General features: G+C 67.9%; 14 protein-coding genes. 4 read left to right on the top strand and 10 right to left on the bottom strand.

The window, feature by feature from the left end:
• Window positions 1-5: 5 nt before the first annotated feature.
• The 4 genes from guaB to V9E98_11845 form a co-directional block, all read right to left on the bottom strand.
• A complete protein-coding gene (gene guaB, locus V9E98_11860; GenBank protein MEI2717663.1) occupies window positions 6-1,472 on the bottom strand; it encodes an IMP dehydrogenase in 1,467 nt (488 codons plus the stop codon).
• 222 nt (window positions 1,473-1,694) lie between these two features.
• A complete protein-coding gene (locus tag V9E98_11855) occupies window positions 1,695-2,297 on the bottom strand; it encodes a response regulator transcription factor (GenBank protein MEI2717662.1) in 603 nt (200 codons plus the stop codon).
• Window positions 2,298-2,388: 91 nt separating this feature from the next.
• Complete coding sequence (locus tag V9E98_11850) at window positions 2,389-3,180, bottom strand: hypothetical protein (GenBank protein MEI2717661.1); 792 nt, start codon at window positions 3,178-3,180, stop codon at window positions 2,389-2,391.
• Window positions 3,177-4,142 carry a MerR family transcriptional regulator gene (locus V9E98_11845; protein ID MEI2717660.1) on the bottom strand — a complete coding sequence of 322 codons (966 nt, stop codon included), beginning with the start codon at window positions 4,140-4,142 and terminating at the stop codon, window positions 3,177-3,179. Before V9E98_11845 ends, V9E98_11850 begins: the two co-directional genes overlap by 4 nt.
• Window positions 4,143-4,274: 132 nt before the next feature.
• On the opposite strand from V9E98_11845, the gene V9E98_11840 reads away from it, so the two are divergent.
• On the top strand, window positions 4,275-4,568 hold the full coding sequence (locus tag V9E98_11840; GenBank protein MEI2717659.1) for a WhiB family transcriptional regulator: 294 nt from the start codon (window positions 4,275-4,277) through the stop codon (window positions 4,566-4,568).
• A gap of 190 nt (window positions 4,569-4,758) precedes the next feature.
• Here the strand turns inward: V9E98_11840 and groL are convergent, their stop codons facing one another.
• The 3 genes from groL to V9E98_11825 all read right to left on the bottom strand — a co-directional run bounded on the left by groL (window position 4,759) and on the right by V9E98_11825 (window position 7,816).
• Window positions 4,759-6,393, bottom strand: coding sequence for a chaperonin GroEL (gene groL, locus V9E98_11835; protein ID MEI2717658.1), 1,635 nt, complete (start codon window positions 6,391-6,393; stop codon window positions 4,759-4,761).
• Between the two features lie 180 nt (window positions 6,394-6,573).
• Complete coding sequence (gene groES, locus V9E98_11830) at window positions 6,574-6,873, bottom strand: co-chaperone GroES (protein ID MEI2717657.1); 300 nt, start codon at window positions 6,871-6,873, stop codon at window positions 6,574-6,576.
• Window positions 6,874-7,183: 310 nt separating this feature from the next.
• On the bottom strand, window positions 7,184-7,816 hold the full coding sequence (locus tag V9E98_11825) for a peroxiredoxin (GenBank protein MEI2717656.1): 633 nt from the start codon (window positions 7,814-7,816) through the stop codon (window positions 7,184-7,186).
• A 186-nt stretch (window positions 7,817-8,002) separates the two neighbouring features.
• On the opposite strand from V9E98_11825, the gene V9E98_11820 reads away from it, so the two are divergent.
• The 3 genes from V9E98_11820 to V9E98_11810 all read left to right on the top strand — a co-directional run bounded on the left by V9E98_11820 (window position 8,003) and on the right by V9E98_11810 (window position 10,397).
• Complete coding sequence (locus V9E98_11820) at window positions 8,003-9,211, top strand: class I SAM-dependent methyltransferase (GenBank protein MEI2717655.1); 1,209 nt, start codon at window positions 8,003-8,005, stop codon at window positions 9,209-9,211.
• A 188-nt stretch (window positions 9,212-9,399) separates the two neighbouring features.
• Window positions 9,400-10,089, top strand: coding sequence for an AzlC family ABC transporter permease (locus tag V9E98_11815; GenBank protein ID MEI2717654.1), 690 nt, complete (start codon window positions 9,400-9,402; stop codon window positions 10,087-10,089).
• Window positions 10,089-10,397 (top strand): AzlD domain-containing protein, encoded by a 309-nt coding sequence (locus V9E98_11810; protein MEI2717653.1) that lies wholly within the window; start codon window positions 10,089-10,091, stop codon window positions 10,395-10,397. Before V9E98_11815 ends, V9E98_11810 begins: the two co-directional genes overlap by 1 nt.
• On the opposite strand, the gene tsaD is transcribed toward V9E98_11810, so the two are convergent.
• From tsaD to tsaB, 3 genes are read right to left on the bottom strand one after another with little or no spacing between them, the layout of a single operon-like run.
• A complete protein-coding gene (tsaD, locus tag V9E98_11805; protein MEI2717652.1) occupies window positions 10,376-11,443 on the bottom strand; it encodes a tRNA (adenosine(37)-N6)-threonylcarbamoyltransferase complex transferase subunit TsaD in 1,068 nt (355 codons plus the stop codon). The genes V9E98_11810 and tsaD overlap by 22 nt on opposite strands.
• On the bottom strand, window positions 11,436-11,906 hold the full coding sequence (gene rimI / locus V9E98_11800; protein MEI2717651.1) for a ribosomal protein S18-alanine N-acetyltransferase: 471 nt from the start codon (window positions 11,904-11,906) through the stop codon (window positions 11,436-11,438). The genes tsaD and rimI overlap by 8 nt, the downstream gene beginning before the upstream one ends.
• A complete protein-coding gene (tsaB, locus tag V9E98_11795; protein MEI2717650.1) occupies window positions 11,903-12,583 on the bottom strand; it encodes a tRNA (adenosine(37)-N6)-threonylcarbamoyltransferase complex dimerization subunit type 1 TsaB in 681 nt (226 codons plus the stop codon). The genes rimI and tsaB overlap by 4 nt, the downstream gene beginning before the upstream one ends.
• Between the last annotated feature and the right edge of the window lie 3 nt (window positions 12,584-12,586).

Genomic DNA, 12,586 nt, shown 5'->3' with positions numbered 1-12,586 from the left:
CGTGACTACCGTCCGGTCGGGTAGTAGTTGGGCGCCTCGGACGTCACCTGGACATCGTGGGGGTGGCTCTCGCGCAGACCTGCGGACGTGATCCGGACGAACCGCCCCTTGACCTTGAGGTCCGCGACGTCGGTGGCACCGGAGTAGCCCATGGCGGCCCGCAATCCCCCGACCAACTGGTGGGCGACCGCCGCCAGCGGGCCCCGGTAGGGAACCTGACCCTCGATGCCCTCGGGGACCAGTTTGTCGTCTGACAGAACGTCGTCTTGGAAGTAGCGGTCCTTGGAGTACGAACGGGCTTCGCCCCGCGACTGCATCGCCCCGAGTGATCCCATTCCGCGGTATTGCTTGAACTGCTTGCCGTTGACGAAGACGATGTCGCCGGGCGCCTCGGCGCAGCCGGCCAACAGCGAGCCGAGCATGACGGTGTCCGCGCCGGCCACGAGGGCCTTGGCGATGTCCCCGCTGTATTGCAGCCCGCCATCACCGATGACAGGAACCCCCGCGGGACCGGCGATCCGGGCGGCCTCGTGGATCGCCGTGATCTGGGGAACGCCGACTCCGGCGACGACCCGCGTGGTGCAGATGGAGCCGGGTCCCACCCCGACCTTGACACCGTCGGCGCCCGCCTCGATGAGCGCGGTGGCAGCGGCTGCCGTGGCGATGTTGCCGCCGATGACTTGCACGCCCGTGTCGTCCTTGATGCGGCGCACCATGTCGATCACCGCGCGCGAGTGTCCGTGTGCGGTGTCGACGACCACGACGTCGACACCGGCATCAATGAGCAGCCTGGCGCGTTTGTAGGAGTCTTCGCCCACGCCCACGGCTGCACCGACCCGCAGTCGGCCGGAGTCGTCCTTGGTGGCGAGTGGGTACTGCTCGGACTTGGTGAAATCCTTGACGGTCATGAGTCCGGCGAGGCGACCCTCCGGATCGACCAGCGGGAGTTTCTCGACACGGTGCCGGGCCAGGAGGGCGAAGGCGTCCTCGCGGGTGATGCCGATGGGTGCCGTGACGAGCGGCATGGGGGTCATGATGTCGCGGACCAGCATGGAGGGGTCCTCGACGAACCTCATGTCCCGGTTGGTCACGACTCCGACCAGCGCGCCGTCGGGCGCGACGACGGGAGCCCCGGAGATGCGGTAGCGGGCGCAGAGCCGCTCGACATCGGCGATCGTGTCGTCCGGGCCGCAGGTGACCGGGTTGGTGAGCATGCCGGCCTCGGATCGTTTGACGAGGTCGACCTCGACGGCCTGCTCCTCATCGGACATGTTGCGATGCAGGATGCCGATGCCACCCTGCCGGGCCATGGCGATCGCCATCCGCGCCTCGGTCACGGTATCCATCGCGCTGGAGACCAACGGAATTCCCAGCGTGATTCCGCGGGTCAGCCGGGTCGAGGTATCCACCTCGCTCGGGATCACGTCGGACTCATTGGGTAACAGCAGAACGTCGTCGTAGGTGAGTCCCAGGGCGGGTCCCTGGGGGTCGTCGAGGAGCCCTTGGGCGGCGGGGGGGAGCCCTTGGGCGGCGGGGGGGAGCCCTTGGGCGGCGGGGGGGAGCCCTTGGGCGGCGGGGGGGAGCCCTTGGGCCTCGGGGGGGAGCAAGGACACGGCAACCTCACAGCGGATCGGGCTTCAAGCGTACTCGCAGACCGGGGTGGATCGGCTCAGCCAGGATCCTCCGATCCTGACTCAGCTGATGAGGCCACGCCGGAACCCCTCGGCGACAGCATGTCCCCGGTCGCTGACACTGAGTTTGCGGAACAAGCGCCGTGCGTGAGTCTTGACCGTGTCCTCGGACAGGAACAACTCTTTGCCGATCTGGGAGTTGCTGAGCCCCTCACTCATGCCCCGCAGAACCTGCTGCTCCCGCTCTGTCAGTCCTGGGTCGGCGGACTGTCGCTGATGCGGGAGTCCGGTCCCATGCGGCTCATCGCCGGAGATGACAGCGAGTGCGGCGGCGAGCTCTTGGGGGGATGCGTCCTTGGCCAGGTATCCCAACGCCCCCTGCGAGACGGATTCCGCCACCAGTCCAGGCGCCTCGCCGGACGTCAGCATGAGCACCGAGACACGCCGGTCATGGTCATGCAGTCGGCGCAGGGCCTCGCATCCACCCATCCCCGGCATCTGCACGTCGAGGAGGATGACGTCCGGACGCTCCACGGGGTATCGGGCCAGGAGTTCCTCGCCACTGGCGGCGGTGCTGATGACGGAAACCTCCGGGATCGCAGCCAAGCAGCGTCTCACGGCGGCGCGCACGGATGGCGAGTCATCGCACACCATGACGGAAACCATCTGCCACTCTCCTGCCGCTGGGCCCGCAGCCGCTGGGCGAGCCTGCCGCCGCTGGGCCCATAGTGCCCGGCAGCGTCACCGCGATGCGCGGTCAAGCGGTATGGCGCAGAGTGCCGATGTCCGAGCGGCCCGTCCATGCGGACCCGAACCCCGGGGGCAGATGATCGTGGAGGTATCGCACCGCTTGTCCGGCTGCGACTCGCTGGGCGGGTGTGGCGTCATCCGCCAAGACCGTGACGATCGGCCACAGCATGGGCCGGAGGGCGAGAGCTTGAGCGCGGCTGAAGGCGACTCCGAGCAGCGCGACCGTTCCCGCCGCCCCGGTCGCGCGGCCCGCGGCACTCGCGAAGAGGGCGCTCTTGACGATGTGGCGCGGTGACCCCAGGGCGAGGGACAACCGGTGGGCGCGCTCACCGTGGGCGAGCGCCAACGGGTATTGGCCTTTGAGTAGGCAGATTTCCTCTGCCACCCAGGCGACGCGGATCTCATCGCGTAGGTCGACGGCCCGCTCCCTGCCTGCCCCCAGGTACGACGCCGCCAGATCCGGATCGGACATCCCGACCGCATCGGCTGCCCGCCCGACGAGCCCGTCGGTGGTGGCGCGTCCGCCGGCAGCGATCGCGCGCTCGTCCCAGGCGACCGCGGCTTCATGCTCGTCGATCTGGCGTAGACCGGAGGCGATGCGGGCGCACGCCAGACCCCCCACCTCGTCGTCCCGCTCGCAGAGCGGGTGCAAGGCGTCGAATGCGCCCCGGTAGTCACCCAGCGCCATCGTCACGACTGCTTCGGCCCATCGCGACCATGGGTCTGTGCGGTCGCTGACGGTCGTCAGCGCCACCTGAGGCGCCTGGGTGACGGCCGCCCAGGCGAGCTCGCGGCTCATGCTGCACCCGTGATCATGTCGACCGCCTCGCTGAGGCTGTGTGGTCGATCGGTCTCCGGTAGGTCGAGTTCAGACCAGCCCGGCCCAGCGGGCACGACCTGGACCGCCGGCCGTTGAGTCGGCATCCCGGTCAGCAACTCGGGGTCGGCCAACTCACGGCGCTGAGCCCACAGCACAACTGCCCGTGGTCGCAGCCTGCGCACCGCCGCGTGGATGGCGTCGGGTGGTACGCGGGCGCCCAGCAGCACCGACGACTGACCCGCGTCACGCAGGGCGGCCTGCAACGCGAAGAGCGGGAGCGTGTGTTGTTCGTCGGGCACACATGCCAACAAGACGGGTCGCCGTGACGATTCGGCGGTCTCGCCGTGGGCCTGAAGCGCTGCGATCACGGCGTCGGAGGCGACGTGTTCGATCTCGACACCGCGATTCGTCTGACGCCACCGCTCCCCCAGCGCCACCAACACGGGAACAACCACGCCCTCCCACGCAGGTATGACGCCGTGACGATCGAAGAGGGCCATGACAGTCCGGGTGATCGCCGGGGCGTCGAGGGAATCCGCCGCTCGGGCCAGGCCGCGCTGATCATCATCGCCGTCAGGCAGGGGTAAGACCTGCCCCCCTCCGGCGCGAGGCCGGGGATGCTCGTCGCGGAACTCGTCAGCCGACATGCGACGCAGCGCCTCGGGGGACTGATCCAGGCACGCCGAGACGGCCTCGGCCGGCGGGACACCGCCCGCCACCATCTGCTGGACAGCCCGGAGTCGGGCGATATCGGAGGCACTGTATCGACGATGCCCACCCGCGGTTCGAACGCTCGGAGCCAGGCCATATCGCCGGTGCCACGTCCGTAGGGTGGCCGCCGTCAGGCCCACCCGGGCCGCAGCCTCGGCGACAGAAATGGCGACGTCGGGCTCGGCTGCGTCCACCACATGGTCAGTATCGGCTGTCTGAGTCGCGCCCACCATTCACCTCCCGAGATTGCCGATTCGATCCCCTGTCAGATCGACTCTGCTTCGGCTATGAAAAAACTTCCTTCCCTATGTTGACACAGTTTTGCAAAAGTTCTACGGTGAAGGCACATCGAAGGAGATGCCATGGCGAACTTGAAGCGTCTGCCCGGACCGAACGCCGATCTGTGGGATTGGCAGCTCGAAGCGGCCTGCCGCAGGATGGGCTCTGAGGTCTTCTTCCATCCCGACCGGGAACGTGGCGAGGCGCGGGAACAACGCGAGGCGGCCGCCAAGGCCCTCTGCGCCACCTGCCCCGTCCAACGCCAATGCCTCGACCACGCCCTGAAGGTTCGCGAGCCCTACGGTGTCTGGGGTGGCCTGACCGAGGCGGAGCGCGCTCAACTCCTCGCGCAGCACCGCCGCGCCACGGCCGTGTGACGGAACCAGCAGCCCCGCCTGGCGACAACAACAAGGCCTGGCGACAAGAACAAGGCCTGGCGACGACAACAAGGGGAGCCCCAAACTCGATGAGTTGGGGCTCCCCTTGTTGCGTTTCGACTCTTTGTCGTTCTTGTGGTCCGGTCCTATCTGTACCTGACGGGAATCAGTGGTCAGTCCCTGACGGGAATCAGTGGCTGTGGCCTCCGGGTCCATGACTATGACCGTGACCGTGCTCGTGATCATCCTGCGGCTCTTCGGGCTTCTCCACGACGAGTGCCTCCGTGGTCAACAGCAGACCCGTGATCGACACCGCGTTCTGAAGCGCTGAACGGGTCACTTTGACGGGGTCGATCACTCCGGCGGCGATGAGGTCGGTGTAGTCACCGGTGGCCGCGTCGAAACCGACTCCAGGACCCGCCTGCGTGACGCTGTGGACGACAACAGAGCCGGGCTCACCAGCGTTCTCGGCGATCCAGGACAGCGGCTCGGCCAAGGACCGACGCAAGACCTGCACACCGATGCCCTCGTCCCCCGGTAGATCCAACTCTTCGAGAGCGCGGCCCGCATGCAGCAGCGCTGAGCCGCCACCGGGGACGACACCCTCTTCCAACGCGGCTCGGGTGGCCGAGACCGCGTCTTCGATGCGATGCTTGCGCTCCTTCATCTCGACCTCGGTGGCGGCGCCGACCTTGATGACACAGACTCCGCCGGACAGTTTGGCCAGGCGTTCACCCAGCTTCTCCCGATCCCACTCCGAGTCGGTCGCCTCCATCTCGCGGCGGATCTGGGCGACCCGCTCGTCGACGGCCGCAGCGTCGCCATGACCCTCGACGATCGTGGTGGTGTCCTTGGTGACCACCACCCGGCGAGCGTGCCCCAGAACCTCGAGTCCGACCTGATCGAGCTTGAGCCCGACCTCCTCCGTCACCACAGTCCCTCCGGTGAGGATCGCCATGTCCTGCAGCATCGCCTTGCGGCGATCTCCGAAGGCGGGCGCCTTGACGGCCACCGCGGTCAACGTGCCGCGTACCCGGTTGACGACCAAGGTGCTCAAGGCTTCACCCTCGACGTCTTCCGCAATGATGAGCAACGGCTTGCCGGCCTGGACGGCCTGCTCCAGAACGGGGAGCAACTCGCTGATGGCGCTGACCTTGCCCCCGACGAGCAAGATCGCCGCGTCTTCGAGCACGGCCTCCATCCGGTCGGCGTCGGTGATGAAGTACGGCGAGATGTAGCCCTTGTCGAACTGCATGCCCTCGGTGAACTCCAGCTCGACCCCCATGCTCTGAGAGTCCTCGACCGAGATCACACCGTCCTTACCGACCTTGTCGAATCCCTGCGCGATGAGATCGCCGACCTCGGGGTCCTGGGAGGAGACTGTGGCGACCTGACGGGTCTCGTCGATGTTGTCGACCTGGCGGGCATCGGCCAACAACTGATCGACGACGGCCTGGCACGCGGTGTCCAATCCGCGCTTGAGTTCGATCGGCGAGGCGCCGGCGGTCACGACACGAAGCCCCTGATGCACGAGAGCCTGGGCCAACACGGTGGCGGTGGTGGTTCCGTCGCCCGCGATGTCGTTGGTCTTCGTCGCGACCTCTTTGACCAGTTGGGCCCCGAGATTCTCGTAGGGGTCCTCGAGTTCGATCTCGCGGGCGATGGTGACGCCGTCGTTGGTGATGGTGGGCGCTCCCCACGACTTGTCGATGACCACGTTGCGGCCGCGGGGGCCGATCGTGACGCGGACGGCATCCGCCAGGGTGTCGACTCCTCGCTCCAGGGCAGAGCGAGCTGCGGTGTCGAATTCGATGATCTTGGACATGGTGGGAACTCCCGTTGTGGTGCTGGTCCCGACTGAGGCCGGGGGAATGACTGTGGGGTGGTGGCTGTGCTCCGGGCGTTCCGGCTCGAGGACTTGCGGCTCGAGCCTGACGCCGGAAAGACCACCGCCCCGGAGGCCCGGGTCGCGGGCCGCCCGGGGCGGTGGATCAGATGCGAGGAATCACTTCTCCACGATCGCGAGCACGTCGCGAGCGGACAAGATCAGGTACTCCTCACCGTTGTACTTGATCTCGGTGCCTCCGTATTTGCTGTAAATAACGGTGTCACCGGTCTTGATGTCGAGAGGGATACGGTTCTCCCCTTCGTCATCGAAACGGCCCGGACCCACTGCAAGGACACTGCCCTCCTGGGGCTTCTCCTTCGCGGTATCCGGAATGACCAGACCCGAAGCAGTGGTCTGCTCGGCGTCCAGTGGTTGGACCAGAATGCGGTCCTCGAGCGGTTTGATGGAGACTGACACGCCTCAACCTCCCCCTCACGGGATTAGGTGAACGAACGGTTGGCATGGCCGGATCGTCGACGTCGTCGCGGGACCGCAACGGCCCGGCCGGTTGGCACTTTCACAAGGAGAGTGCCAGCACTCACCTTAGGCCCGGATTAGCACTCCGTCAACTAGAGTGCCAACCCGAGTAGCTAACCCGAGTAGCTAACCCGAGTAGCTAACCCGAGTAGCTAACCCGAGTAGCCAACCCGAGTAGCCAACCCGAGTAGCCAGCGGAGGCGCCCACGCAAGGCGCCGTCCGGGTCGCCGCCCAGGTCCCGCCCGTCGGTCAGGCCGAGGGCTGCGCGGTCCAGCGCAGATAGGGCTTGACCTCCTCGACCTCGCCGAAGCGATCCTTCGCGTCGGCGGTCGACATCGCGGGGGAAACGATCACCCGCTCACCGACTTCCCAATCCACCGGCGTGGACACCGGCGCGGCGTCGGTCAGTTGCAGCGCATCCACCGCCCGCAGGATCTCCGTGAAATTGCGTCCGACCGACTTCGGGTAGGTCATGGTCAGGCGGACCTTGTTGTCGGGGTCGATGATGAACACCGAGCGCACGGTGGAGGTATCCCCCTCGCCGGGATGGATCATGTCGTACTTCGTCGACACGTCGCGGTCGGGGTCGGCGATGATCGGGAAGTTCAGGTCCGTGCCCCCCACGTCGCCGATGTCCCCGGCCCAACCCAGGTGGTCGGCGAGCGGATCAACCGACACCGCGATGCACTTCACACCCCGCTGCGCGAAGTCGTCACTCAACTGAGCAGTACGTCCCAGTTCGGTGGTGCAGACCGGCGTGTAGTCGGCAGGGTGACTGAACAGCACCGCCCAACTGCCGCTCTTCCAATCATGGAAATCGATATCTCCGTCGGTGGTGGCGGCGGAGAAGTCAGGGGCTTCATCGCCCAGACGCAGTGACATGTGGCGCTCCTCGGTGTCGTTCAGCGGGGTCTCGGGAGGCTACAACTGACCTCAACCGACCTCCTACCCCTAGGGGCATCGAGCCCAGCCCCCAAGGTCGGCGGCGAGCCTGGGAATCGAGTGCATCACGGTCACTGCGTCGGCATTCCTGGCGCCTCACCTCTGCAACGGCGGGATACTTCCAGGGTGGCGATCGATCCCGCAGTCTTGCAGTCGGATCACCTGAGGGATGCATGGGAGGCGGCCGCGGCCCTGCCCGACGAACCCGCCCCCCGCGATCTTGCTGCCTTGCGTTCCGCAGTTCGCGACGTCCCGGGCGAGACGATCACCGCCATCGTCCAGCAGACGCTGCTTCGCAGGCGGGCGGGCGCGAAGTTCGGCCGGACAGCGCAGTCCTGGTACTTCACGCGCGCCGGCCTGGAGCAGAGCAGTCGCCCCGCGGCTGCGGTACGCCGGGCGAGACGGCTGATCGAACTCGGGGTCACTCACTTGTACGACCTGGGCTGTGGGATCGGTGCGGACGCCCATGCCGCACGGGTCAGTGGCCTCTCGGTGGTGGCCGTCGACTCCGACCCCGTGACCGTGGCGGTGGCGACCGCGAATCTGCCGGGCGCCGAAGTGATCTGCGCCGACGCCACGACGATTGCTGTTCCCTCGGACGCTGCCATTTTCGTCGACCCAGCCCGGCGTGCTGGGCACCGACCCGACGGCAGTTCGGTGCGCACGCATGCCCCGGAGCGGTGGCAACCACCGTGGTCATGGGTGACGGCAACGGGCGCGAGGCATCCGCGGACAGTGGCAAAAGCAGCGCCCGGAATCCCGCACGAAGCCATTCCGATCGACTGCGCCACCGAGTGGGTGAGCATCGACGGCGACCTCGTCGAAGCAGCCGTTTGGTTTCCGGGACTGACCGACGGGTTGCCGCGCCGCAGCGCAGTCCTGCTGCGGTCGGGCACCGACCCTTGGCATTCAGAAACTGCGGCGATTCTGAGTTCGGACGACCCCCAACCGGCAGCATCCGGGGCGCTCGGCAGCTGGCTGCTGCTCCCCGATCCCGCCATCGTCAGGGCCGGCCTGGTCGATGTCGCGTGCGCCGAGGTCCACGGCCGGGTTGTGAGCCCCGGGATCGCGTACATCACCACCGACAACGAGCCCCCGGCGCGTCTGGGCCACCGGTTCCGGGTCGAAGACGTACTTCCCGCTCGCCCCAAGACCCTGCGCCGGGAACTGCGCAATCGTGGGATCGCCACCGTGACGATCCGCACACGCGGCCTGGCCCTGGACCCACAGGCCCTGCGGCGGCAGTTGCAGTTGCCGGCCGAGGGCCACGCAGCGGAACTGGTGCTGACCCGATCCGAAGGCGAGGCCGTCGCCCTTCTGGTTCGGGCCGTGTGAGCCTTCCCGTCTACCTTCCTCGCCGGTTCATCAACCGCCCGGAGCTGGGAAGCCGCAGGAGATCCGACGGCGGGCACTGCCGACCGTCCCGGCACGGCACGGCACGGCACGGCACGGCACGGCACGGCACGGCACGGCACGGCACGGCACGGCAATCGAGTATCCCGTGACTGCCTAGGCTACGAACCATGACCTCGCCGGCCGATTCCCGCTCCCGGCGGGAGGTCACCATCGACGCTTTGGCCATCGGCGCAGCGACCGGCGCCTACGGCATATCGTTCGGGGCGCTGGCAGTTGCCAACGGTTTCGACGCTTGGCAGACCCAGGCGTTGTCGGTGTTCATGTTCACGGGGGCATCGCAGTTCGCTCTGGTGGCGACCCTGGGATCCGGGGGCCTGGTCGTGGCCGCGGTCGCGACGGCGCTGCTGCTGGGGATGCGCAACGGCCTGTATGCCCTCTCACTGGCCCGGTCGCTGGCACCGCGAGGCTGGCAGCGCCCGCTCGCAGCACAACTGACCATCGACGAGTCCACGGCCATGGCGGTGGCCAGCGCGGACGACCCCGACCCGGACATCCTGCGGTACGCGTTCTGGGCGACGGGCGTCTCGGTCTTTGTCCTGTGGAATATCGGCACACTGATTGGATCACTTACTGTCGGCCTGATCGGTGATCCCCGTGCTTACGGGCTGGACGCCGCTGCGGCAGCAGCATTCCTCGCACTGCTGTGGCCCCGCCTGGCCCATCATGAGGCGCGCGTGGTCGCCATCGTCGCCGCCGGGGTGACCGTGATACTTATCCCCCTGGTCAGCCCCGGGATTCCCGTCCTGGCCAGTGCCCTCATCGCTGTTGTCGCCGGACTGCGCCGGAGCCGACCCTGATGTGGCCGGCAGTCCTGATCGCCAGCGCTGGATGTTTCCTGCTCAAACTGGTCGGCTATGTCGTCCCGAAGGAATGGCTGGATGATCGGCGCGTCAGCCGGGTCACGAGCCTGATCCCCGTTGCGATGCTGGCAGCACTGGTCGTCGTCCAGACCGTCGGCGCCGGGCAGGCGGTGACGCTCGACGCCCGAATGGCCGGCGTGGGGGCGGGGTTCATCGCGCTGCTACTGCGTGCCCCATTCCTGGTGGTGGTGGTCGTGGCCGGCGCGGTCGCCGCGGGCCTGCGCTATTCCGGTTGGACTGGGTGACCGCTCAACACCTCGGTGACGAGAAGGCCTGAGTCCGAGGGGAAATCCAGAGGACTGGGGGGAACCGCCCGCTGGACTGCCAGTGCGCCCAGCGCGGCGACCATGGCTCCGTTGTCCGTGCACAGCCCTGGTGGCGGGATCCGCACCCTCACCCCCGCCGCGGCGCTGCGCTCTTGGGCGAGGAACCGCAACCGCGAGTTGGCGGCGACGCCGCCGCCGATCACCAGGGTGTCAGCGCCCGTGTCCGCGCAGGCGAGGACAGCTTTGCTGACCAGGACATCGGCGACTGCTTCCTGGAATGAGGCAGCGACGTCGGCGATCGGCACGGGGCGCCCGTCCGCGTGACACTGCTCGACCCAACGGGCGACAGCTGTCTTCAGACCACTGAACGAGAAGTCATGACGATGCCGCTGCTGATCCCGGGGCGACGTCAAGCCGCGCGGGAACGCTATGGCCTGCGCGTCACCGGACCTCGCCGCGGCGTCGATCGGTGGACCACCCGGGAACGGGAGGCCCAGCAACCGGGCAACTTTGTCGAACGCCTCCCCCGCCGCGTCGTCGATGGTGACCCCGAGGGGTTCGACATCGCCCACCAGATCGCGCACGTGGAGCAGCGAACTGTGCCCGCCGGACACCAACAGCGCGACGCAGTTGTCAGGCAGCGGGCCGGACACGAGGGTGTCCACGGCAACATGAGCCGCCAGATGGTTGACCCCGTAGACGGGCTTGTCCAACGCCAGGGCCAGCGCCTTTGCCGCCGCGACCCCGACCACCAGGGCTCCCGCGAGGCCAGGGCCGGCGGTTACGGCGATCGCGTCGATGTCCGACAACGCCAGACCAGAAGCCCGGCACGCTTCGGCGAGGGTGGGCAGCATCTCCGCCAGGTGCGCCCTGCTCGCGATCTCTGGCACGATGCCGCCGTACCTCGCATGTTCGGCGGCGCTGCTGGCGAGCAGATTCACACGCAGGTCAGTACCCACGACGATCCCGACACCTGTCTCGTCGCAGGAGGTCTCGATCCCCAGGACCACGGGCTCGTCACGCATGAACGGCCTCCGCCAAATCGGGGACCTCATGGCGACGTAGCCGCATGGTCACGGCATCGGCGCCGTCAGGGTAGTACCGAGAACGGCGCCCGAGCCGAACGAAGCCCGTGCGTTCGTACAGCCGCAGGGCCGCGTCATTGTCCGCCCGGACCTCGAGGAACATCCGGGAGCACCCGACGGACCACGCATGGGCCACGGCCGCCCCGAGCAGGGCCGTTCCGACACCCCGACCGTGGGCGTTGGGCGATACCGCGATGGTCTGGAGGTCACAGTCCGGCTCGACGACATACAGGCCCAGGTAGCCGATCAGGGCGTCACTGTCTTCGGCCACGGTGTACCAGCGGGTGTCCCGGGAGAGCTCATCGCGCATCTGGTCGACGGTCCAAGCGGAATCCGGGAACACGTCAACTTCGATGGCCATGATCGCGGGCAGGTCGCCGGCCCGGGCGGGGCGCAGATTCATGGAGGCGGGGCTCCTTGCTTGGCGGGTGACCAGGTGATGTCGGGGCGCCGCAGGTAATCGGGCTGCAGGGACCCTCGTCCCCTCGTGGCGGCGGCGCACTGCGCCAGACTCGCTGGAGTCAGTCGGGTGGTCCCGACCGCTCTGCGGTCAGTATCCGTCAGCAGTGCTACGTCACCGACTGCCGTCTCGGTGCCGATGGCCGCACGCGCCTCGTCTCGGGTCACAACCCGCGGTGCGGCGTCCGGCCGACCCGAGCGGTAACGACCGAGATACACCTCGCGGCGGCGGGCATCCAGCACGACCCACCCGTCGACGAGGGCGTACTGCCGGGCGACCACGTCGAGCGAGCTGACTCCGCTGACGGGCAGACCCCGCGCCCACCCGAAAACCTGCGCGAACACGAGTCCCACTCTCAGCCCCGTGAAGGACCCTGGTCCCCGCCCGGCGACGACGCGCTGAGGGGTTCCGCGAGCCAGTGCCTGTCGGACCAGCGGTGCGAGTTCCTCGGCATGCGCCCGCGGGTTGGCGCCCGTGGCTCCGAAATGCAAGTCCCCCGCCGTCGTGGCGAGGGCCACCACGGCAACCACGCCGGAGGTGTCGACGGCCAGGATCATGACGTGGCTCGCAGGGCGCGCCTGACCGTTGCGCCCGGGAGGGCGTTGGTTGCCATCGCCCACGAG

The organism is Candidatus Nanopelagicales bacterium, assembly GCA_037045355.1.
Lineage (GTDB): Bacteria > Actinomycetota > Actinomycetes > S36-B12.
The sequence above is the reverse complement of the archived record's forward strand: the minus strand, read 5'-3'. Positions and strand labels throughout refer to the sequence as shown.